Annotated in this window: 20 protein-coding genes and 1 riboswitch; of the genes, 8 read left to right on the top strand and 12 right to left on the bottom strand. The window is 51.5% G+C overall.

The window, feature by feature from the left end; genetic code table 11:
• The first annotated feature begins 51 nt into the window (after positions 1-51).
• Both ACXYMU_RS18265 and ACXYMU_RS18260 read left to right on the top strand, forming a co-directional pair.
• Positions 52-846: a M48 family metallopeptidase gene (locus ACXYMU_RS18265; RefSeq protein ID WP_458987858.1), complete on the top strand. Its 795-nt coding sequence runs from the start codon at positions 52-54 to the stop codon at positions 844-846.
• A gap of 35 nt (positions 847-881) precedes the next feature.
• Positions 882-1,508 carry a hypothetical protein gene (locus ACXYMU_RS18260; RefSeq protein ID WP_458987857.1) on the top strand — a complete coding sequence of 209 codons (627 nt, stop codon included), beginning with the start codon at positions 882-884 and terminating at the stop codon, positions 1,506-1,508.
• Between the two features lie 82 nt (positions 1,509-1,590).
• Here the strand turns inward: ACXYMU_RS18260 and ACXYMU_RS18255 are convergent, their stop codons facing one another.
• Together ACXYMU_RS18255 and ACXYMU_RS18250 are read right to left on the bottom strand one after the other, a co-directional pair.
• Positions 1,591-2,397, bottom strand: a complete 807-nt coding sequence (locus ACXYMU_RS18255) for an exonuclease domain-containing protein (RefSeq protein WP_458987856.1) — start codon at positions 2,395-2,397, stop codon at positions 1,591-1,593.
• 9 nt (positions 2,398-2,406) lie between these two features.
• Positions 2,407-3,786 (bottom strand): UDP-N-acetylmuramate--L-alanine ligase, encoded by a 1,380-nt coding sequence (locus tag ACXYMU_RS18250; protein WP_458987855.1) that lies wholly within the window; start codon positions 3,784-3,786, stop codon positions 2,407-2,409.
• 157 nt (positions 3,787-3,943) lie between these two features.
• Here ACXYMU_RS18250 and dnaB point away from each other — a divergent pair, with 157 nt between their 5' ends.
• A complete protein-coding gene (dnaB, locus tag ACXYMU_RS18245; RefSeq protein ID WP_458987854.1) occupies positions 3,944-5,521 on the top strand; it encodes a replicative DNA helicase in 1,578 nt (525 codons plus the stop codon).
• 192 nt (positions 5,522-5,713) lie between these two features.
• Here dnaB and ACXYMU_RS18240 read toward each other — a convergent pair whose 3' ends face one another.
• Positions 5,714-7,447, bottom strand: coding sequence for a phospho-sugar mutase (locus tag ACXYMU_RS18240; protein ID WP_458987853.1), 1,734 nt, complete (start codon positions 7,445-7,447; stop codon positions 5,714-5,716).
• Positions 7,448-7,611: 164 nt separating this feature from the next.
• Positions 7,612-8,706, bottom strand: coding sequence for a 4-hydroxyphenylpyruvate dioxygenase (gene hppD, locus ACXYMU_RS18235; RefSeq protein ID WP_458987852.1), 1,095 nt, complete (start codon positions 8,704-8,706; stop codon positions 7,612-7,614).
• Between the two features lie 145 nt (positions 8,707-8,851).
• On the opposite strand from hppD, the gene ACXYMU_RS18230 reads away from it, so the two are divergent.
• Both ACXYMU_RS18230 and ACXYMU_RS18225 read left to right on the top strand, forming a co-directional pair.
• Positions 8,852-9,250, top strand: a complete 399-nt coding sequence (locus tag ACXYMU_RS18230) for a hypothetical protein (protein WP_458987851.1) — start codon at positions 8,852-8,854, stop codon at positions 9,248-9,250.
• A gap of 213 nt (positions 9,251-9,463) precedes the next feature.
• Positions 9,464-9,826 carry a methylglyoxal synthase gene (locus ACXYMU_RS18225; protein ID WP_458987850.1) on the top strand — a complete coding sequence of 121 codons (363 nt, stop codon included), beginning with the start codon at positions 9,464-9,466 and terminating at the stop codon, positions 9,824-9,826.
• Between the two features lie 100 nt (positions 9,827-9,926).
• Here ACXYMU_RS18225 and trpS read toward each other — a convergent pair whose 3' ends face one another.
• The 6 genes from trpS to ACXYMU_RS18195 all read right to left on the bottom strand — a co-directional run bounded on the left by trpS (position 9,927) and on the right by ACXYMU_RS18195 (position 15,354).
• Positions 9,927-10,901 (bottom strand): tryptophan--tRNA ligase, encoded by a 975-nt coding sequence (gene trpS, locus ACXYMU_RS18220; RefSeq protein ID WP_458987849.1) that lies wholly within the window; start codon positions 10,899-10,901, stop codon positions 9,927-9,929.
• 108 nt (positions 10,902-11,009) lie between these two features.
• Positions 11,010-11,930, bottom strand: a complete 921-nt coding sequence (locus ACXYMU_RS18215; protein ID WP_458987848.1) for an EamA family transporter — start codon at positions 11,928-11,930, stop codon at positions 11,010-11,012.
• 245 nt (positions 11,931-12,175) lie between these two features.
• On the bottom strand, positions 12,176-12,970 hold the full coding sequence (locus tag ACXYMU_RS18210; protein ID WP_458987847.1) for a queuosine precursor transporter: 795 nt from the start codon (positions 12,968-12,970) through the stop codon (positions 12,176-12,178).
• Positions 12,971-13,042: 72 nt separating this feature from the next.
• On the bottom strand, positions 13,043-13,960 hold the full coding sequence (locus ACXYMU_RS18205) for a ribonuclease Z (protein WP_458987846.1): 918 nt from the start codon (positions 13,958-13,960) through the stop codon (positions 13,043-13,045).
• A gap of 14 nt (positions 13,961-13,974) precedes the next feature.
• Positions 13,975-14,352, bottom strand: coding sequence for an STAS domain-containing protein (locus tag ACXYMU_RS18200; RefSeq protein ID WP_115567158.1), 378 nt, complete (start codon positions 14,350-14,352; stop codon positions 13,975-13,977).
• Between the two features lie 54 nt (positions 14,353-14,406).
• Positions 14,407-15,354 carry a phosphoribosylaminoimidazolesuccinocarboxamide synthase gene (locus tag ACXYMU_RS18195; RefSeq protein ID WP_458987845.1) on the bottom strand — a complete coding sequence of 316 codons (948 nt, stop codon included), beginning with the start codon at positions 15,352-15,354 and terminating at the stop codon, positions 14,407-14,409.
• A gap of 454 nt (positions 15,355-15,808) precedes the next feature.
• Positions 15,809-15,916: riboswitch (SAM riboswitch) on the top strand.
• 261 nt (positions 15,917-16,177) lie between these two features.
• On the opposite strand from ACXYMU_RS18195, the gene ACXYMU_RS18190 reads away from it, so the two are divergent.
• The 3 genes from ACXYMU_RS18190 to ACXYMU_RS18180 all read left to right on the top strand — a co-directional run bounded on the left by ACXYMU_RS18190 (position 16,178) and on the right by ACXYMU_RS18180 (position 19,575).
• Positions 16,178-17,503, top strand: a complete 1,326-nt coding sequence (locus ACXYMU_RS18190) for an O-acetylhomoserine aminocarboxypropyltransferase/cysteine synthase family protein (protein WP_458987844.1) — start codon at positions 16,178-16,180, stop codon at positions 17,501-17,503.
• A gap of 12 nt (positions 17,504-17,515) precedes the next feature.
• Positions 17,516-18,568, top strand: coding sequence for a homoserine O-acetyltransferase MetX (metX, locus tag ACXYMU_RS18185; protein WP_458987843.1), 1,053 nt, complete (start codon positions 17,516-17,518; stop codon positions 18,566-18,568).
• Between the two features lie 335 nt (positions 18,569-18,903).
• On the top strand, positions 18,904-19,575 hold the full coding sequence (locus ACXYMU_RS18180; protein WP_458987842.1) for a hypothetical protein: 672 nt from the start codon (positions 18,904-18,906) through the stop codon (positions 19,573-19,575).
• An 86-nt stretch (positions 19,576-19,661) separates the two neighbouring features.
• Here the strand turns inward: ACXYMU_RS18180 and lysA are convergent, their stop codons facing one another.
• Both lysA and ACXYMU_RS18170 read right to left on the bottom strand, forming a co-directional pair.
• Complete coding sequence (gene lysA, locus ACXYMU_RS18175) at positions 19,662-20,807, bottom strand: diaminopimelate decarboxylase (protein ID WP_458987841.1); 1,146 nt, start codon at positions 20,805-20,807, stop codon at positions 19,662-19,664.
• Complete coding sequence (locus ACXYMU_RS18170) at positions 20,800-22,131, bottom strand: aspartate kinase (protein ID WP_458987840.1); 1,332 nt, start codon at positions 22,129-22,131, stop codon at positions 20,800-20,802. The genes lysA and ACXYMU_RS18170 overlap by 8 nt, the downstream gene beginning before the upstream one ends.
• Positions 22,132-22,265: the final 134 nt, after the last annotated feature.

Genomic DNA, 22,265 nt, shown 5'->3' with positions numbered 1-22,265 from the left:
AGTGGTTCAGATTTTGATTTGCTTTCTTTACTCACCAAAAACTAAACGAAGATGTACAAGAAAATAAGTGCCTTTATACTAGCAACAGCCCTGTTTGTGGGCTGCACAACGGTACCCATTACAGGCAGGCGGCAGCTTAACCTGGTGTCGGATGCAGAGATGCAGCAGCAGAGCTATGCCGCTTACAATCAATTTTTAAGCGAGCACAAGCTCTCCCGCGACGCGCAGGCAAATGCCATGGTGAAGCGTGTGGGCCGCCGCATTCAGAACGCTGTGGAAGAGTATATGCTTGCCAACAACATGCAGAACGAACTGGCAGGCTTTGAATGGGAGTTTAACCTGGTGCAGGACGAACAGGTGAATGCTTTCGCGATGGCAGGCGGTAAAACCGTGGTTTATACCGGCCTATTGCCCGTAGCGCAAAACGAAACCGGGCTTGCCGTGGTGATGGGCCATGAGATTGCGCACGCCATTGCGAAACACGGCAATGAGCGCATGAGCCAGGCCTTGGCGCAACAATTCGGTGGCCAGACGCTCTCGGCTTTAGCCGGTGCGCAACCAGGTGCAGCGTCCAACCTTCTCATGTCGGTATACGGGGTGGGCTCGCAACTGGGCCTGCTGAAGTATGGCCGACAGCAGGAATCAGAAGCTGACCGCTTGGGCTTGATTTTTATGGCCATGGCAGGGTATGACCCGCAGGCTTCCATCCCGTTCTGGCAGCGCATGGAAGCTAAAAGCGGTGGTCAGTCCCCTCCGGAATTCCTCTCTACGCACCCAAGCTCTGGCAGACGCCAAAACGACCTGCAGCAATGGATGCCGGAAGCCATGAAGTACTACAAACGCTAAACTAGGTATAGCGAGATCAACTATCAACCTGATATATGAACAAACAGCCTTTCATCTGTTCCGCTTTCCAACTGTATAGCAGAGCTTTTGCTTACAGTGCCCTTTTCTTTGTGGTGCTCGCCCTGTTCTCCTGTGCTGGCCGCCGGCAAATTGCTGATGACGAGTACGATGACTATGAAGAGGGAGTCTCGGAGGGTGAGGTTGCAGATATCCCGCCGCCCGTTTACGACGGCAAACTGCTGGCCCAGGTGGTGTTTGATACCGTGGACTACATTGTGCCCCGCCAGGAGCTGTTGCAGCCCTTCATCAAGGAGTTTGGCGACGGTACGGTGGTAGACCAGGTGATGATCCGGAAAGTGCAGGAGACGAAGGAGGACCAGCCGGTGTATTACCTGGTAGGGTTAGGTATCCAAAACGGCGCCTTTCGGTCCATGGCCATCAACTTGGATGTCGCCTCAGACAACAGTCTATACCTGAGCAGTAAAGGGGACAAGCATATCTGCCGGGCCTCCATCGGGTGCAGTTTTTGCTTTTTCACCTTCTCGGGTAATGAGATTACAGGCTGTGAGTGCGACTCGCGCTCGCCGGCTAACACCTGTTCGCACCGGTTTATCCAAGGAAACACGCTGTTGAAGGATGTCAGGCTTCGGAACAATCGTTAAAATTATAGTTGGTAGTATAAAATTGAGGGCCGCTGACATCTCGTCAGCGGCCCTCAATTTTATACCTCAGTTCCAGCGTAGGTTAGGAGAACTGTACTTTACGCAGTTTGATGCGCGTGAGTACTTTTTTGGTCTGTAGCGGGAACTCACTTTTCATCATCCAGTCGTAGTAGCCGGGCTCTTTCTGGAACACTTCCTCCACCGGCACATTTTTATGCTTCCCGAAGTTAAACACTTCCTGGCCAGCGGGGTTGTACACGATTCTGCCGGATAGGTCGGCGGTCTTCTGTACCGTGAACTTATGCAGCTGCTCCATGTCATTCTGGATCGGGAATTCCTCTACGCCTTCGGCTACCTCCACGGCCGTCTGCTCGTACCGGTCTAGTTGCGCCATCAGGATGTGGTAGGTTGCCAGGGTATCTGCCTCGGCGCTGTGAGCATTCTCCAGTTTCTTGTTACAATAGAATTTATAGGCAGCTGAAAGCGTGCGCTGTTCCATTTGATGAAAGATGCGGCAGGCATCCACGATGTTCCGGTTGTCGATGTCAAAGTCGATGTCGCAGCGCAGGAACTCCTCGGCCAGCAAGGGGATGTCAAAGCGCAGCAGGTTATACCCTGCCAAGTCGCAGCCCTTCATGAACAGGTCTAGCTCGTGGGCCACCTGCTTAAACGTTTGGCAGTCTTTGATATCGTCTTCGTAAATTCCGTGAATCAGGCTAGTCTCCAGTGGAATCGGGATGGTGGGGTTGATGCGGCGGGTGCGCAGTATTTCTTCTCCGTTTGGCATCACCTTCAGCAAGCTGTACTCCACAATCCGGTCTTTGCAGATATCAGTACCGGTGGTTTCGAGGTCGAAGAAGATGATGGGGCGCTTTAGATTCAGTTTCATGTGTTAGGGTTAGAGAACCGCCTTCGTCAGCGCGTCCATGTTAATGTTGTTGTAATTGCCTGAGCTCATGAGCAGCAGGTTGCTGTTTTGCCAGTTGCGCGAGGTCAGGTGTTGCTGCAATGCCTCGGATTCGGTGTAGACTTTCAGGTTCGGGTTCGCAAAGGCCTGCTTGAGTTCCTCCTCGGACAGCATCTCCATTTTCTTGTGCTCCACCGTCTTCGGGTTAAAGTACACAATCGGCTCATCGGCCTTGTCCAAGGCGCCAGCATACTGCGGCAGGAAACTCTTGTTCAGGCTACTGAAGGTATGAAGCTCCAATACCGCCACCAGGCTTCGTTCCGGGTACTGCGTTTTCACGGCTTCCGTGGTGGCTTTCACTTTGGAAGGGGCATGGGCAAAGTCCCGGAAGATGATGCTGTTATCCTTTTCCCCGATCTTCTCGAGGCGTTTAGCGGCTCCCTTAAAGCTTTGCAGGGCCTCGTAAAAGTCATGCGCCTTCACCCCGATTTTCTTGCAGACCTCCTTTGCAGCGCTGATATTCTGGAGGTTGTGCTGCCCAAACAGCTGTATCTCCACATCGCCCTCCTTTTTGGTGTGCAGAATGGTTTTGCCATTCCGGATGCTGTGGTCGTGGGCGCTGTAGCCGATGTAGGCAATGTCGGCGGGGTTACGCGGCACGGCTACCAGCTGCACCTGCTCATCATCCTGGTTATAGATGAGCGTGCCTGCCTTTGGGGTCATCTCAGCGAACAGGCGGAACTGCTTGCGGTAGTTCTCCGGGTCCGGGAACACGTTGATGTGGTCCCAGCTGATGCCGCTGATCACACCGATGTGGTGATGGTACAAATGGAACTTCGGGACGCGCTTGATCGGGTCGGAGAGGTACTCATCGCCCTCGATAATAATGATGGGCGCATCGTTCGTCAACTTTACCATGCGGTCGAAACCCTCCAGCTGGGCACCAACGGCATAGTCGAACTTGCGGCCCAGGTGCTGCAGCACATGCAGGATGATGGACGTGATGGAGGTTTTGCCATGGCTGCCCCCAATTACGATGCGCTGCTTGTCGCGGCTCTGCTCATAGATAAACTCCGGGAAAGAGTAGATAGGAATGTTCAGCTCTAGTGCACGTTTTAGCTCCGGGTTATCCGGGCGGGCGTGCATCCCCAGAATCACGGCATCCGGCCTGGCATCAATCTTTTCCGTGAACCAGCCCTCTGCTTCCGGCAGCAGACCTGCTTTTGCAAGCCGGCTTTTGGCAGGTTCAAAGATCTCATCATCCGAGCCTGTTACCTTCAGGCCTTTGTCGTGCAGTGCCAGGGCAAGGTTGTGCATGATGCTACCACCCACTGCTATCAGGTGTATGTACTGTAGTTCCTTCTTCTCCATATGCGCAGCATAGATTGTTGCAAACAGACAAAGTTATAAGACCTGCCCAAATATAAAATAGCATACCCTTAATATGTTGATATCTTGTAGGTGAATGTGGATTACTCAGCGGGGAGTGTGGATTACTTGCATGGCAGGTTTTTTAAATTTGTAACCTATGGAGGAGATGAAAATGAACGTGCGGCCTGCGGGCAATCGGAATGGGTGGCAGAAGAAACCCTCTTTGGTGTCGGAGTTAGGCAAGAAGCCACCGCAAGCCCTTGATTTAGAGGAGGCTGTGCTGGGTGCCCTGATGCTGGAGAAAGACGCCCTCACTTCCGTGATCGATATTTTGCGACCCCAGAGCTTTTACAAAGAAGCGCACCAGCGCATTTTCAAAGCCATCATCGGCCTCTTCGATAAATCAGAGCCTATCGATATCCTGACCGTGACGCACGAGCTGCGGGAAAACGGCGAGCTGGAGCTGGCCGGCGGTGCGTACTACGTCACGCAACTGACCACCCGCGTAAACTCTGCCGCCAACATCGAGTACCATGCCCGTATCATCACGGAGAACTCCATCAAGCGCGACCTGATTTCTATTTCCTCGGAGGTGCTTTCAAGTGCTTACGAAGATACCACGGACGTATTCGACCTGCTGGATAAAACGGAGGCCAAGCTTTATGAAGTATCGGAATCCAACATCCGCAAGAACTTCGACGACATGCGCTCGCTCATGCACTCGGCCATCAAGGAGCTGGAGGAGAAACGAAAGCAGTCGGATGGTTTGACGGGAGTGCCAAGCGGTCTTGCCGCTTTGGACCGGGTTACGTCTGGCTGGCAAAAATCTGACCTGGTGATTCTGGCGGCACGTCCGGCGATGGGTAAAACAGCCTTCGTTCTATCCTGTATGCGCAATGCGGCAGTAGACTTTAAGAAGGGAGTGGCTATCTTCTCCCTCGAGATGTCCTCGCTGCAGCTGGTGAACCGTTTGATCTCGTCGGAGGCGGAACTGGATTCAGAAAAAATCAAAAAAGGCAACCTGGAGGATTATGAGTGGGCGCAGCTCAACCATAAGATCTCTAAGTTAACGGAGGCGCCCATCTTTATTGACGACACGCCGGGCTTGTCCATACGTGAGCTGCGCACCAAGTGCCGCCGCCTCAAGGCGCAGTTCGACATCCAGATGATCATTATTGACTACCTGCAGCTGATGAGCGGAAATGCAGAGGGCAAGGGTGGAGGAAACCGTGAACAGGAGATCGCCTCCATTTCACGTGCCCTGAAGATGCTGGCCAAGGAGCTGAGCGTGCCGGTAATTGCCCTGTCGCAGCTGAGCCGTGCCGTGGAAACGCGTGGCGGTGACAAGCGTCCGCAGCTATCCGACTTACGTGAATCGGGGTCTATTGAGCAGGATGCCGACATGGTGCTTTTCCTGTACCGTCCGGAATACTACGGCATTACCGAAGATGAGATGGGCAACCCGACAGCTGGAGTAGGTGAAGTGATCATCGCCAAGCACCGTAACGGTTCGCTGGAGAATGTGCAGCTGAAATTTATCGGTAAGTACACCAAGTTCACTAACCTGGATAACGATTTCGGGGGCGATGCCATGGGTGGTTTCAATGCCTTGCCAAACAGCACCTTCGATGCGGATACGCCTGGGTCTATCCGCTTGGGTAGCCGCATGAATGACGGTAGCAATGGTGGGGGAGGATTCCCTACCTCAAGTTTTGATGAAGAACCGCCGTTTTAAAAACGGCCTGTAGTTTAAAGAAAAGCCAAAGGAAGAAAAGCCGCTGTGTTTGTAACCAGCGGCTTTTCTGTTTCAAAAGCAATCCTTAGCGCCCTTGACTTGCGGGCGTGAAGGGGGTATGAAAAAACGGCTCCACTGCTTCAGGTATAAACCTGCTTCAGTGGAGCCGTTTTCAAATAGCGTATTTTACCCTTATTTCAGGTTCAGGTCCATCAGGGTCTGCTGAATTTTGTCGTTCAGTTTCTGTGCTACGGCGTTGTAGTCAGACTTTGATGCCAAAGGCTCGTTCACGCTCACGTAAAACTTGATCTTCGGCTCGGTGCCGGAAGGGCGGGCAGAGATTTTACTGCCGTCCTCGGTCATGTACTGCAGTACGTTCGAACTCTCCAGGTCCAGCTTGGTTTCCTCGCCAGTAAGCAGGTTTTTGCGGGTGCCGGCCTTGTAATCGCTTACCTCCACTACCTTGGAGCCCGCGATCTTCTGCGGCGGGTTGCTGCGCATGTCTGCCATCATCTGCTGAATCTCCTCCGCACCGCGCATACCCTTCTTCGTGATGGATACCAGCTCTTCCTTGTAGAAGCCGTACTGGGTATACATGTCCACCATCATCTCAAACAGGCTCTGGCCCTTGTCCTTGGCTACCGCCGCCATCTCCGCGATCAGGGCGCAAGACGAAATAGCGTCCTTGTCGCGTACAAAGTCGCCGGCCAGGTAGCCATAGCTTTCCTCGCCGCCGCCAATGTACGTTTCCTTGCCTTCCAGCTTCCGGATCACCTCCGCGATGTACTTAAAGCCCGTCAGGGTTTCATACATGGTCACGTTGTAGCTATCGGCAATTTTTTTGATCAGGTCTGTGGTTACGATGGTTTTCACCACGTACTCTTTGCCTGTCAGTTTATCTGCTTTCTGCCACGCCTGCAGCAGGTAGTTGATGAGCAGCGAGCCGGTTTGGTTACCGTTCAGGAGCACAAACTCGCCAGTCAGGTTTTTCACGGCGATACCCACGCGGTCAGAGTCCGGGTCAGTGGCCAGCACTAAATCGGCATCCACTTCCTCGGCCTTCTTCATGGCCAGCGTCATAGCTTCTTTCTCTTCCGGGTTCGGGTAGACCACCGTCGGGAAGTTGCCGTTTGGCTCCGCCTGCTCCTCTACCACCGTCACATTGTTAAAGCCAAAGCGCTTCAGGATCTCCGGCACCAGCGTGATACCCGTTCCGTGGATAGGCGTGAACACGATCTTCAGGTCCTGCTGGCGTTTGATAGCCTCCTGCGAGATAGACAGGCCCAGTACTTCTTTCATGTAAGCCTCGTCCACCTCCGTGCTGATCATCTGGATGTTCTCGGGCTTGGCCTCAAACTTCACATCGTCAATAGAAGTGATCTTGTTTACCTCCGCGATGATGTTCTTGTCGTGCGGTGCGGTTACCTGGCCTCCGTCGTTCCAGTAGGCTTTGTAGCCGTTGTACTCTTTCGGGTTGTGCGAGGCCGTGATCACCACACCGCTCTGGCAGCCCAGGTGGCGAATGGCAAACGACAGCTCCGGCGTCGGGCGAAGCGCCTCGAAGAGGTATACCTTTATATCATTGGCAGAAAAGATAGCCGCGGTCTCGCGGGCAAACTTATCCGAGTTGTTGCGACTGTCGTGGGCAATCGCCACGCTAATTGGCTGGCCCGGGAAGTTCTGCTTCAGGTAGTTACAAAGGCCCTGGGTGGCCATACCCAGGGTATAGCGGTTCATGCGGTTGCTTCCCGCGCCCATAATGCCGCGCAAGCCCCCGGTGCCAAACTCCAGGTCTTTGTAAAAGGCATCGGCCAGCGTGTCCTGCTCTCCGCGCTCCTGCAGTTCCCTGATCTCAGCTTTGGTAGCTTCGTCGTAATTGCCAGCCAGCCACTGGTCTATTTTCGTCTGGATAGATTGCTCAATCATATCGTTTCTGCTTGATGAATAAGTATAAATGCAATGTTCGGTATAAATACATTACACCAGCCCTTTTTGCACATGTAGCGCCATCAGAGGACTGGTGTAATGTATTGGAATATAAAAATAAAGCAATTTAAATGAAATCACATGGGCATTTACTAAAAACTTGCCTAAAGGTTGCCCCGCAGTGCCTGCTCCCGCTCAATAGACTCGAACAAAGCCTTGAAGTTGCCTTTGCCAAAGGATTTTGCCCCCTTGCGCTGTATGATCTCATAAAACACGGTAGGGCGGTCTTCTACGGGTTTGGTAAAGATCTGTAGCAAATAGCCCTCCTCGTCACGGTCCACCAGGATGTTCAGCGCCTTCAGGGCCTCCATCTCTTCATCAATTTCCCCAATACGCTCAAACAGGGTCTCATAATAGGTTTCCGGCACGTACAGGAACTCCACGCCGCGCTTGCGCAACTCCGCCACGGTGCGCAGGATGTCGTCGGTGGCCACGGCGATGTGCTGCACGCCCGCTCCCCGGTAAAAATCCAGGTACTCATCTATTTGTGATTTCTTCTTGCCCTTGGCCGGCTCGTTGATCGGGAACTTCACGTAGCCGTTGCCATTCGACACTACTTTCGACATCAGGGCGGTATACTCCGTGCTAATGTCTTTGTCATCGAAGGTGAGCAGCAACTGGAAGCCCATCACCTTCTCATAAAACTCCACCCACTCGTTCATGCGGCCCAGTTCTACGTTGCCCACGCAATGGTCCACATACTTCAGCCCCACGGGGTTAACCTCCAGCGGAGATGACTTGGCCACAAAACCCGGCATAAACGGCCCGCTGTACTTGCTGCGCTCCACAAAGGTATGAATGGTTTCGCCGTAGGTATGGATAGCGGCGATCTTCACTTCGCCAAACTCATCGGTCAGGGTTTGGGGGGCAATGGCTGATTTTGCACCTCGGGCAACGGTATCATGGTATGACTTTTCGGCGTCGTCCACCCAGAGGGCCAGTACCTTCACGCCGTCTCCGTGTTGCAGCACATGCTTTGAGATGTCAGAGGTGGGGTCCAAGGAGGTGGTGAGCACAAAGCGTATCTTGTCCTGCACCAGCACATAGGAGGCACGGTCGCGGACGCCTGTTTCGGGCCCGGCGTAGGCCACCAGTTTAAAGCCGAAGGCAGTCTGATAGAAGTGAGCGGCCTGCTTGGCATTGCCCACATAAAACTCGATATGGTCGGTGCCGTTCAGGGGCAAAAGGTCTTGTGACATAGTTTTGGGATTAGTTAGCTCATGGTTTGTGTAAAAATACACCTTTTAGTGAGTTAACAAAACCTGACCAGCGGCATGGCAAATTATCAATGGATTACTTGCAATTGCTACGGCATGTTATCAACTTTGTAAAAAATACGATGCCATGAATGTAAATGCCCTAAACGAATCCATCGTTGCGATACTCGCCAAGAAACAGGAGCTAAACGGCCTGGACTACAACGACGCGCGTTATGATGATATAGAAGAAGAGCTACACGACCTCGAAGACGATTTTAACGAGGAGTATGGCGACTACCTGGAGGATGTGCTGGAAGACGTGCACGGCAAGCTGAAGTCGGATGCCGACATCCTGCTGCCTACTGCCTATTTGGCCAGCACCCTGGACCCGGAGGCTGACCTGGAGCACGACGAGAAAGAGGGGGTATGGGTAGAGTCTGATTCGTTTCCGGGCGTGGAGATGCGCCTTGTGATTGTGGCTAACCCGCCGCGCGTATTGCTGATTCTGGCCGACCAGGAGCGTGTGCTCTGGACAGCCGAGTAAAAAAACATTTGAGACAAAATCGCTGCCGCTTTTGCAGTAGCTTTCATAACCGCCGGTGCCGATGCTTTATGCCTTGTCACCGGCGGTTTTTTTGTTGCGCTATGCTGTTAAGTTTAAGCTGAGAGGCGCCAAACTTCCAGCATTTGTATTATATTAGCCTTGGCTTTATTCATTAGAACCATCATATTTGCAGCACATTCATAAGATAAAACCATGAAGACCATTGCATTAGTAGCGCATAACAATAAAAAGACAGACCTGCTGAACTGGGTGAAAGAAAACCAGGCGGGCCTGGAAGGGTATAACCTGATCGGCACCACCAACACCTCGAAACTCCTCAACGACCTGCTGGACCTGAATGTGCAGCCTTTCGGCCACGGACCCAGCGGCGGTGATATTTTACTGGCGGCGCGCATCCTGGAGGGAGAGGTACATAAGGTTATCTTTTTTATCGACGTGGAAACGCCGCACGGCCACGAACACGATATCCAGACGCTGATTCGCACGGCGGTACTCAATAACATCCCCATCGCGCTTAATCGCAGCTCTGCCGACCTGATTGTGCTGGAACGATAGGGCATTAACTTAGCGGATATCAATAAAAGCAGAAGCGGCAACCAATTACCTGGTTGCCGCTTCTGCTTTTATTGATATTAGGGTATGGCTGATCTAAAAATCAGTAGCCTAGCTTTTTGCGTACACGCTGCAGCACCGGGCCAGCGATGGCCTTGGCTTTTTCGGCTCCCTCGTGCAGCTTCTTGTCAATTTCCGGCAGATTGCTCATGTAGAAATTAAACAGCTCCCGCTCTTTGGCATACTTCCGGATAATGAGCTCGTAAAGCGCCTGTTTGGCGTGACCGTAGCCATACCCGCCTGCGTTGTAGTTGCCGCGCATCACCTCAATTTCCGCTGGCGTGGCCAACAAACTATAAAGCTTGAAAACGGTGTCGTTATCGGTTTCTTTTGGCTCTTCCAAAGGTGTGCTATCCGTCACGATGCTCATGATGGTTTTGCGCAAGGGCTTGTCAGCCTCGAAGATGTCAATGATATTGCCATAGGATTTACTCATCTTCTCACCATTTAAGCCAGGCACCGTCATCACCGTTTCATCGATTCTGGCATCGGGTAGCACAAAGGTCTCCCCGTATACATGGTTAAAAGCGCTGGCTATGTCGCGGGTAATCTCCAGGTGCTGGATCTGGTCTTTCCCTACAGGCACAATGTTGGCGTCGTACAGTAGGATGTCGGCAGCCATCAGCACCGGGTAGGTAAATAGCCCTGCGTTAACATCCGCTAGCCCTCTACGGGCAGACTTGTCTTTGAAGGAATGGGCGTTGGCCAGCATCGGGAAAGGGGCAAAGCAATTCAGGTACCAGTTCAGCTCCGTTACCATCGGCACATCCGACTGGCGGTAGAAGATATGCTTGTTGGTATCGAAGCCGAAGGCGAGCCAGGCGGCGGCCACCGCGTAGGTATTGTGCCGTAGCACCTCCGCATCGCGGATGCTGGTGAGGGAGTGCATATCGGCAATAAAATATAAAGAGGCCTCTTCAGAGGAATTCGAAAGCTCCACAGCAGGAATGATAGCGCCTAACAGGTTGCCTAAGTGAGGGCGCCCTGTGCTTTGGATTCCTGTAAGAAAACGTGCCATAGTATAGGTGTTGTATTGTTTCAGGTACAAATTAAGCTAAAATGCCGGAATTTGCCCAGTTTAAAGTCGCACCAACAAGTCGGGTTATGATTGGAGTGCCCGAAACTGTCAGGCGGGCACGGTCTGCTGTGCCCGCTGAACCCGCTTCCGGTCCCGCAATGAAGCGAGGTTAGATAGCACAATTGCCAATAAAATCAGCACGACGCCCAGCCATTGCACAAGCCACACCTCTTCCTGCAGCACGATGCTGGACATGAGCACGGCCACCGGTAACTCGGCGGCGCTCAGGACGGCACTCAGGCCCAGCCCGACTTTCGGTATACCATAGGCATAAAACAGCGGGGGTATAACGGTGCCAAAAAGTGCCAAGCCGATTCCCCATTTCCATAGCCCGTCCTGCAAAGCGCCATTCACCAGAAATGCAGGTGGGAAGATGCTCAGAATCAGCACACAGGCACCTGTCAGGATAAGCGCGCTTTTGGTTGTGGGGTGCATCTTATTCCCGGCCGACCCATTGATCATCAGGAAAATAGTATAAGAGAAAGCAGCCAGTAAGCCATACCCAATCCCAGCTAAGTCAAAGTCCGGAAGCTGGCTGGAGAATAGCCGCCCTGCCAGGGCAGTGCCCAGGAGAATCATCACGACGGTACCGGCCTGCGCCAGCGAAGGCAGCTTGCGTTTTACTACAGCCTCCGTAGCCATGCTCATCCAGGTGAACTGCATCAACAGCAAAATAGCAATGGAAGCAGGCACTGTTTGCACGCATTTGTAATAGAAGATGCTGACAAGACCCGTGCTGGTACCCATGGCGGCAAGCTGTAGTTTCTCTTTGAAGGTGGTGCTTTTGCCTGCGCGGCCTGCCAGGTGCCGCACCAGCACAATGGCCCACAGCACGACAAAGCCAAAAAGCACTTGCGCGCCCGTTACATCGCCCAAGCTAAAGCCGTCTTTGTAAGCTAGCTTCACGATGGTAGACAAGATGCCGAAACTGCATGCGCCCAAAAAGACCAATAGAATTCCTTTGAACATAATCGTTCTGTAAAAAAGTAAGAAGGGTATAGGGTATGGTTAAAAGAAGTGGCGGAGCTGCCAGTAAGCACGGCTGCTGTTGCTTACAGGTCGTGGAGAATGTAACCCGTAATAAAGATTTGTGTATGTGCTAAGTGGTACGGCATCGGCTAATCTGGGGTGCAAAGGTAGGTACAGGGCAGGCTTAAAAACAAGTCTGCGCAGATCTATACCCCTGAAAGGGCAATATGGCACAGGGAGCCGGGCTAATTTTCCACGGCAGCCTCTTCCATCATTTTCTCTGCCTCTTTTTCGCCCAGGTAATTGTCTATGAGGTGGTGCGCCACATAGAGGAGCGGGGTAAGCAGAATGGCGACACAAAACTTGTAGATATAGTTGATGATACCCACGGAGAGTACCTGTTCCATCGTCCAGTTGCCAAACAGAAAGAAGGCCACGAAGAGTACTACAAAGCTGTCCACAAGCTGCGACACAAGGGTAGAGCCCGTAGCCCGCAGCCATATCTTGCTGCTTCCCGTCATGTGGCGCAGCCAATGAAATACGGTGGCATCCAGGAACTGCGAGATAAGGAAAGCAACTACCGACCCGATAATGATACCCAAGCCCTGCCGGTACACGCTGTTGAACGCATAGTCCATGTCGAAGGGGTTGCCATTGGCGTCCATGCTGTTCACTTCCTGCCAGAAAGGAGCGGGGGGCAACCCTGTTACTGCGCTGATGACCACAAAAGCATACAGAATCAGTAATACCGTCAGCACGCTCACCCTCTTCACGCCAGCCTTGCCGAAGTACTCGTTGATGATGTCAGTGGTGATGAACACGACGGGCCATATCATCACTCCGGCTGTCAGGTTAAAGTCCAGCCGGGTGCCTCCTAAAACCGGTATCTGCGCCCCCGGAAAGCCGAATAGCGCTTCTGCAGAAAATATCTTTACACCAATCAGCTCAGCAAGCAGGGCATTGGAGATGAAGATGCCGCTGAGCACCAAAAAGAGGTTTGTCCGGCGTTTGGAGATGGTGGCTGCGTCTGCTTTTCGCATAGGAGGTAGGTATGAGGTATAACAAGGATGCAAAAGTACACGCTGGGAGCCAGGTACCATGCCTGCGGGGCTTTAGTCACGGACACAGAAGATGCTCCCCTCCGTTGCCAGGTCCGTCATCGGGAACACGTCCTGGGCTTCTTGCAGCAGAGGTGTCAGGTCTTTGTAACGAACCGAGAAGTGACCCAGGATCAAGCGCCGCACCTGGGCAGCACTGGCCAACTCGGCTGCTTGGCGCGCGGTGCTATGGAAGGTATAATAGGCTCGTTCCCGCATTTCGTCCAGGAACGTAGCCTCGTGGTACATGAGGTCTACTTGCTGCAGGTAAGGCAGCAGCACGGTTTTGTACCGGCTGTCGGAGCAATAGGCATAGCTGCGGCTGCGCTTGGGCTCCAAGGTCACGTCGCGGTTGTGCACGAGTATTTCGCCCTGCTCATCCCGGATGTCCTCGCCCCACTTGAGGCGCACTAGTTGCTCAGGCGTCAGGAAATTCGGCAGCTTTTCTTTGATGAGGGGGCGTGACTTCTGCTTCTCCCGGAACAGAAAGCCTGTACAGGGTACCCGGTGCTCCATTGGGAGGGTATGGACGGTGATCTGCTTGTTCTCGAAAATCTTTTTGTGCGCCGTTGTGTCCAACTCATTGAATATGAGCGGGTAGCACAGGTTTGTGCCGGAGTATCTGAACTGAAGGCTGAGAATTTCGCAGAGGCCGGGAGGGCCGAAGAGGTGCAGGGGTATAACACGGCCCTGCAGGTGCATGGTAGACAGCAACCCCGGCAAACCGAAGTAATGGTCGCCGTGGAGGTGGCTGATGTAGATATTGCAGATGCGCTGATGCTTTATCTTGTATTGCATCAGCTGCATCTGCGTTCCTTCACCGCAATCTATCAGGTGATATTGGTTATCAATCGTTAGAACCTGAGCGGTATGGTGTCTGTTTGCCGAAGGTGTGGCCGACGAACTGCCCAGTATCCTGAGTTCGAAATCCACAGCGGGCAGTTAGATTAGTCTTCCTTGTTGGTCAGGTCCTGCTCTATCTCATGCAGAAACACGCGGTCAATCGCCTCTTCCACTGTTGGGAGGATGTTCAGCACAGACTCCAGCTTGGAGATCGTGATCAACTTCATTACATGATCCTGCAGTCCGGTTAAGATGAGCAAGCCACTGGAAGAGTTGCAAAGACGGTTAGCAATCAGGATAGAGCTCAATCCTGAAGAGTCCGTATATTTCACGTTGCTCAGGTCAAGAATCAAGTTGGTGATCCCCTCGGCATTCAATTTAACGAACTCTGACTTAAGATCTGGCGCAATAGATGTGTCCAGCTTCTTCTCATCGATCGTTATAATTGTATAATTTTCTTTCTTATCAATCGTGTACTTCATAGATCTACCACTAAAGATTTAGATGCGAATGTACCAAAAACTACTTTAATATTTTTAGTTTTTAGCGTTAAAATTATTGTTAAGAACCTGCTTCTCGATGCGAGCCAACACGTTTTCGTATGTGTTTTTCTTGAAATCCTGCCCCGTGAACACCTCAAACAACTCGATGTAACGTGCTGAAATACCTGCAACAATTTCATCAGTCATTTCTGGTACTTGCTGGCCCTCCTTCCCCTGAAAACCGTTTTCAATCAGCCACTGCCGCACAAATTCCTTTGACAACTGGCGCTGCGACTCCCCTTTGTCCTGCCGCTCCTGGTAGCCTTCGCTGTAAAAGTAGCGGGACGAGTCGGGGGTATGAATTTCGTCGATCAGGTATATCTTGTCATGGTGCTTGCCAAACTCATATTTGGTATCAACCAATATCAGTCCGCGTTGTTTTGCAAGTTCTGTGCCGCGGGCAAAAAGCGCCCGCGTATACTGCTCTAATATAATATAATCCTGCTCTGAAACAAGGCCTTTCGCCAAAATTTCTTCTCTGGAAATATCCTCGTCGTGGCCTTCATCTGCTTTTGTGGTCGGCGTGATGATAGGCTCCGGAAGTTTGTCGTTCTCGCGCAGCCTGTCTGGCAAGCTGACGCCGCACACGCTGCGCTTGCCGGCCTTGTATTCGCGCCAGGCGTGGCCAGCCAGGTAGCCCCTGATCACCATCTCCACTTTATAAGGCTCGCAACGGTAGCCAATGGTCACGTTAGGGTCCGGCGTAGAGAGTACCCAGTTAGGCACAATGTCTGCCGTGGCCGCCAGGTTGAGGCTGGCAATCTGGTTCAGCACCTGCCCTTTGTAAGGTATGGCGCGTGGCAGTACCACATCGAATGCTGAAATACGGTCGGTGGCAACAATGGCCAGTTGTTCGTCGAAATAGTATACGTCGCGCACCTTGCCTTTGTAAAATCCGGTCTGTCCGGGAAAAGAGAAGTTGGTTTCTTTGATTGCCTCCATCGAGTGAGTGTTTTTGATAGACGGGTAAAGGTAATTATATTTTATGGGCAAGGAAACAAATATGTCTTCACATTCCACAAGCTATACTGCAGGCTTTTGTAACGTCATCAAGCATAGGTTAAGATACTACCTAAATATATACAAAGTTTTATATTTATACACCTATAAATTGTACTTTATATTGAATATGTGTTTGTACATATAAATGATGTGCTTTTGATTATGCGTGTACAGGAGGAGTACCGGGCATAATTATCAGCTCGGCTTTTTTGATTTACTAATGCCTCGAAATTGAAATTTTGCAGACAGTGCTATGCCCATGATCCGATGAACTTGGTAACGTAAGAGAGGTAGGGTGTATTATGAAATTCATTATAAAAAGGCTGATTAATTTGGAATTGTTTATTCAGCGCCTTATAATTGCAACATCAAGTCAAATATCCCTTCGGATTTTGATTTATAAAGAAGAGTGGAGAGACAGGCTCTGTGAAACTCTAGCAACCTAACTACCGCGGTTAAGGTGCTAATTCCTGATTCCGGAACATCCGGATGAATATAAATTGATACGAATATGAAAAGGGAAATCCATTCTTCGCATTACTTATTCTCGTCTATACCCGCAGCCAGGCCAGGGCTTGCCTGTTTTGCTGCCCCTGTTTGGTACGCTGCCATGCCCATGCGCAACTTGCCGGGCTGTTGTTGCTAATTCAGGCAAGACCTCCATCATTTACCGCGGCAACAAAACGATTGCCGTCACTACGTACCCACGCACATCGCGTTTACCGAATCTAAATTGTAATCCACAACCCAAAACTGAACAACCATGTCACAGCCATTACACTTCGAAACACTGCAGTTGCACGCCGGCCAGGAAGTTGATCCTACCACACAGTCGCGCGCCGTACCGATTTACCAGACCACCTCTTTCACCTTTAAGGACGCGGAGCATGGGGCTAACCTGTTTGCCCTGAAAGAGTTCGGAAACATTTATACCCGGATCATGAACCCGACCACGGATGTGTTTGAGAAGCGCGTGGCGGCACTGGAAGGAGGCGTAGCGGCAGTGGCAGTGGCATCGGGGCAGGCAGCGCAGTTTATTGCGCTCAACAACATTGTAGCTGCCGGAGACAACTTTTTGAGCACCAGGTTTTTGTATGGCGGCACTTATAACCAGTTTAAGGTGTCGTTTAAGCGCTTGGGTGTGGAAGTGCGGTTTGCGGAGAACGACGAGGTAGCAAGCTACGAGCAGTTGATTGACGAAAAGACCAAAGCCATCTATGTCGAGACAATTGGCAACCCGCGTTTTAATATTCCGGATTTTGAGGCGATAGCCGCTTTGGCGCGCAAGCACGACCTGCCACTGGTAGTTGACAATACCTTCGGTGCGGGCGGTTACCTTTTCCGCCCGCTGGAGCACGGCGCGAATGTGGTGGTAGAATCCGCTACCAAGTGGATTGGCGGCCACGGTACCAGCATCGGTGGTGTGATCGTGGACGGTGGTAACTTTAACTGGGGCAACGGAAAGTTTCCGCAGTTCTCTGAGCCATCGGAAGGATACCACGGCATGAAATTCTGGGAAGTATTCGGATCAGACGGCCCATTCGGTAACATCGCCTTTGCCATACGTGCCCGCGTAGAGGGTTTGCGCGACTTCGGTCCGGCCTTAAGCCCCTTCAACTCCTTCCTGTTATTGCAGGGCCTCGAAACGCTATCCCTGCGCGTGGACAGAACAGTAGAGAACGCGCTGGCTTTAGCTCAGTGGCTGGAGCAGCATGAGTTGGTGGAGTCGGTGAACTATCCTGGCCTGGAGAGCAGCAAGTACCACACGCTCGCCAAAAAATACCTGAAGCGGGGTTTCGGCGGCGTACTTTCCTTTAAACTGAAAGGTGAGCAGCACCAGGCAGAAACGTTTGTGAATAGCCTTCAACTGGTTAGCCACCTGGCCAACGTAGGCGACGCCAAGACACTGATCATCCATCCGGCCTCCACCACCCATCAGCAGCTTTCCGGTGAGGAGCAGTTAAGCGCAGGAGTAGAGCCAACATTGCTGCGCGTATCTGCAGGCATCGAGCACCTCGACGATATCAAAGCGGATTTTGAACAAGCTTTTGCCAAGGTAAAAGAGAAGCAGCCCGAGCCAGCTGCCTAATTATTATAGACTATGCCAACACAGCACATATTTGAGTACGATCATACATTTGAGCTAGAGTCGGGGAGGAAACTTCCCGGCTTTCAGCTTGCCTATAGCACATACGGCCAACTAAACCCGCAGCGTGATAACATTGTGTGGGTATGCCATGCCTTAACGGGGAATTCGGATTTTACCGACTGGTGGTGCGACCTGTTTGGCGAGGGAAAGCTTTATGATCCGCAGGACTGGTTTGTGATCTGTGCCAACACTTTAGGCGGGTGCTACGGCTCTACAGGCCCGTTGAGCATTAACCCGGAAACAGGAACACCTTATTACCATACCTTCCCACAGCTGACGAACCGCGACGTGGTGGCTGCTTTTGAGCTGCTACGGCAGGAACTCGGGTTTGAGCAGGTCCATACCCTCATTGGCGGCTCTTTGGGCGGACAGCAGGCGCTGGAGTGGGCCTTGCAGAGTCCGGAAGTGTTCGAGCGGCTGGTGCACGTAGCTTCTAACGCGAGGCATTCACCGTGGGGCATCGCCTTCAACGAAACCCAGCGGATGGCTATCCGGCAAGACCCGAGCTGGGAGACCGATACGGACACAGCTGGCTTGGAAGGATTAAAGACGGCCCGCGCCATTGCCATGCTTTCTTACAGGCATTACGATACCTACCTGGCCACCCAGCAGGAGCCCGGCAACAGCATCACTGATAATTTCAGGGCATCGAGCTACCAGGTACATCAAGGCGAAAAGCTCTCGAAGCGCTTTAACGCTTATACATACTGGCTGTTGTCCAAAGCCATGGACTCGCATCATGTCGGTCGTGACCGCGGAGGGTTGGAAAAAGCCTTAAGCCAGCTCAAAGCACGCAGCCTTTTTGTTGGGGTTGAATCGGATTTGTTGTTCCCGGTAGAAGAGCAGCGTTTCCTGCATGAGCACGTGCGTGGCTCCACTTTTCACTTGATTCGGTCGAACTACGGCCACGATGGATTTCTGGTAGAGTTCGAGCAGTTGAAAGACGCTATTGCCCAGTTCTACCAGGACGCGGAGCAAATTGAAGCGGTAAGGTATGAGCACTAGTAAGTAATAGCGTTGAACCTGGAATGATAGCTAAGTAGGAAGGCTGCGAATTGGAGGTATCAAAGACTGGGTGGGTCGGTAAAATGATCTAAGCACAGAACCACATTAAATTTAAGTACAGAATACTTAGTTTTAGGGTCAACCAGCTGAGCTTTAATTGTTTATGTTTGAGGGGTAAGCTCTGTGTCTTGACTCAGAACATTTCATTAGAAATGGAACTTTTAATTAACAAAATGTTAATCTAAAAAATTAGTTATATTAACTAATTCTCTTTCAGCTTTAAACCAAGATTGCCCGTACAATAATTATATGACAGCGATATAATTTGTACGGATATGAAAAGATTTACCCTACCTGCTTTTATATGCTTTGCGCTCCTGCTTTTTCTTTCTACTTCGTGCCGCCAGGATGGCCCAGCACCCATTCGGAACGTTAAAGCCGGACCTAAACTCTTAAAAGCCCAAGCCAGTGCCCCATTTCAAATTTACACCCTCACCCTAGGCGACAAGGAGAAATTTCTTGGCAATGTGTTTACACAAAAGGTAGTAGTGTCTTTTGAAAACGGCCTAACGGCAGATGAAGAACAACGCGTTTTAGCACAGTATAGCTTTTTGGGGCAACAGCAGGAAGTGTTGGCTACGAGCACAGGCCTTTTGCACGGTGTAAAGTTGGCCGATGGGCTGAACGCCAACCAAGTAGAGCAGGCCTTGCAGGAACTAGCCTTAAACCCTAAGATTGCCTATGCGGCTCCCTATTTCCTGGATGGAAATGCGCTAATCGGTATGAGCGACGAGGTGGAAGTGAGGCTGCTGCCCGGGCAAGCGGAAAGGTTAGGACAACTGGCTCAGGCGTATAAAGCACAATTACTGGACACTGAAGAGCGGAATGTATACCTGCTGAAAGTAAACAAATACTCTAAAGGCAATGCCCTCGCTTTGGCCAACTACTTAAACCAACAAGAGGGTATAGCCCAAGCCATACCTGATTTCATTAAATCGGCTCGCTAGAAAACATTATACCTGATTATGTAAAAGACCCGGGCCCCGTTCACTAGTGAACGGGGCCCGGGTCTTTTAGAGAAACTCCCTTTATGTCAGGACAAATAAATTGCTTCTGCCTTATCGCGCAGGTTGTAGGCTGATGCCATCACCTCGCCATAAGCACCTGCTGTACGGAGGGCAATCAGGTCGCCACGCTGGGTTTCGGGAAGCATTACAGCCTTGCCAAAGCAATCCGACGACTCGCAGATAGGGCCTACCACATCATAGCGCACCTCAGGCTTTTGGCTGCTCAGGTTTTCGATTTTGTGGTAAGACTGGTACAGCGCAGGTCGAATTAACTCTGTCATGCCTGCGTCCAGAATAGCGAAATTGGTGTTCTGCCCATGCTTGATGTACAGCACCCGCGAGATGAGGGTGCCACATTGCGCTACAAGTGAGCGGCCCAGTTCAAAGTGCACTTCCTGCCCCGGCCTAACTTCCAGAAACTTATTGAAGAGACTGAAGTAAGCCTCGAAGTCAGGGATAGGGTGCTGCGCGGGGTTATAGTAATCTACCCCAAGGCCGCCACCCACGTTGATGTGCTGGAATGCCACGTTGTGCGCCAGAAACCACTCCTGAAACTCATTCACACGGGTACAGAGGTTTTTGAAAACCGTCAGGTCCGTGATCTGGGAACCTATGTGGAAATGCAGGCCAATCAACTCGATATGGGCCAATGCCTGCAATTGCTCCAGCACGCGCTCAAGTTCCCAGGCATTAATGCCGAACTTGTTTTCCTCCAACCCTGTGGTAATGTACTTGTGGGTGTTGGCATTTACGTTTGGGTTGATGCGCAACGCAACGCGCGCTACACGGCCTTTTTTCTCTGCCAACTCGTTGAGCACTTCCAATTCGTGGCTAGATTCGCAGTTAAAGCAGAAGATGTCCTGCTCCAGCGCGTAGTTTATCTCAGCATCCGATTTACCCACGCCCGCAAAAACGACATCCTTCGGCGAAAAACCATTTGCAATGGCTGCCTTTATTTCATTCCCGCTCACGCAATCGGCTCCAAAACCATGTTGGCGCATCTCGTCCAACACCGGCTGGTTAGCGTTTGCCTTTAGGGCGTAGTGTACGTGATAATTGTATTTGGCCGCTTCCTGCCGTGCCGTTTGCAAGGTCTGGCGTAACAGGTTTAGGTCATAAGCATAAAAAGGGGTGCTGTTTTTTTCCAGCTCCGCTAGGTTCAGATTAAGCATTCGGTGCGTTCCTCTCAAAAATTCCTTCGTTCAGTTTTGTCAGCGCATCCACTTTGTTGCTAGTGTCTATCAGCAGGCTGATGTTGCTACGGCTACCGCCATATGATATCATGCGCAGTGGGATCGCTTGCAGCGCATTGAATATCCGCAGGCCCAAAATGCTGTCTTTGGCGATAAAGTCGCCCACCACACAGATAATGGTTTGATCCTGGTCTACGTCCACCTGGCCGAAATTTTCTAATTCAGCCACAATCTCCTGCAAATACTTGTCATTGTCTATCGTCAAAGACACAGCTACCTCAGAAGTCGTGATCATGTCGATAGGCGTCTTGTATCGCTCGAACACCTCAAAGACGCTGCGCAGGAAGCCATAAGCTAACAGCATGCGGCCAGATTTTATTTTGATGGCCGTGATGCCGTCTTTCGCGGCTACCGCCTTGATGCTGCCACCTGACCTTTCAGCGGAAATAGTGGTTCCCTTAGCCTCTGGCTCCATGGTGTTGAGCAGTCGCACCGGTATGTTCTTCTGTTTGGCCGGGGTTACGCTGCTCGGGTGCAGAATCTTGGCTCCAAAATAAGCCAGCTCAGCCGCCTCATCAAACGACAACTGGGCAATCGGGAAGGTGTTCTTCACGATGCGCGGGTCGTTGTTGTGCATGCCGTCAATGTCTGTCCAGATCTGGATCTCGTCGGCATCCGCGGCGGCACCAATAAGCGAGGCAGAGTAGTCTGAACCCCCGCGTTTCAGGTTATCGATCTCTCCAAAAGCGTTGCGGCAAATGTAGCCCTGTGTGATAAACAGCTTCACACCCGCATATTTGGCTAACTCTACCTTCAGTTGCTTGGCAATGTAAGGGGCGTCCGGCTCCTCGTTCTCATCAATCTTCATGAAGTTGAGGGCGGGCAGCAACACCGATGGGATGTTGTTTTCCTCGAGGAAGAACTGGAACAGCGCCGTTGACAGCAACTCGCCCTGCGCCAGTACCGCACGCTCCTCATGCACCGTAAACAAATCCTGGGTAAAAGCCCGCAGATAGTTGAAGTGCGTATTGAGAAGTTCGTTTGCCTGTTTTCGTTTATCGGCGGTGGTGTAGAGTTCCTCTACTACCTGTTTATATTTATCGTGCAGCGCATCAATCAGCGCATTCGCGTCTTCGTTTTTGTTCTGGTACAGCGTCTCGGCAATCTGTACCAAGGCGTTGGTGGTGCCTGACATAGCAGACAGTACCACGATTTTAGGCTCATCGCTTTGGATAAGCGAGGCAACCGACCTCATTCTCTCAGCAGATCCTACGGAGGTGCCACCGAATTTCAGGATTCTCATTTATCTAATTCAAAATTGAATGAATAATTTGTCGTAAAAATAGCAAAAAGCAGCGCACGATGTTCCATTTCTCTAAACAATACGTATAAAAAAAGAGGCTGAACCATTTGGCCAGCCTCTTTTCTGTGTATGAA

This window comes from Pontibacter sp. CAU 1760 (assembly GCF_054482735.1).
The sequence above is the reverse complement of the archived record's forward strand: the minus strand, read 5'-3'. Positions and strand labels throughout refer to the sequence as shown.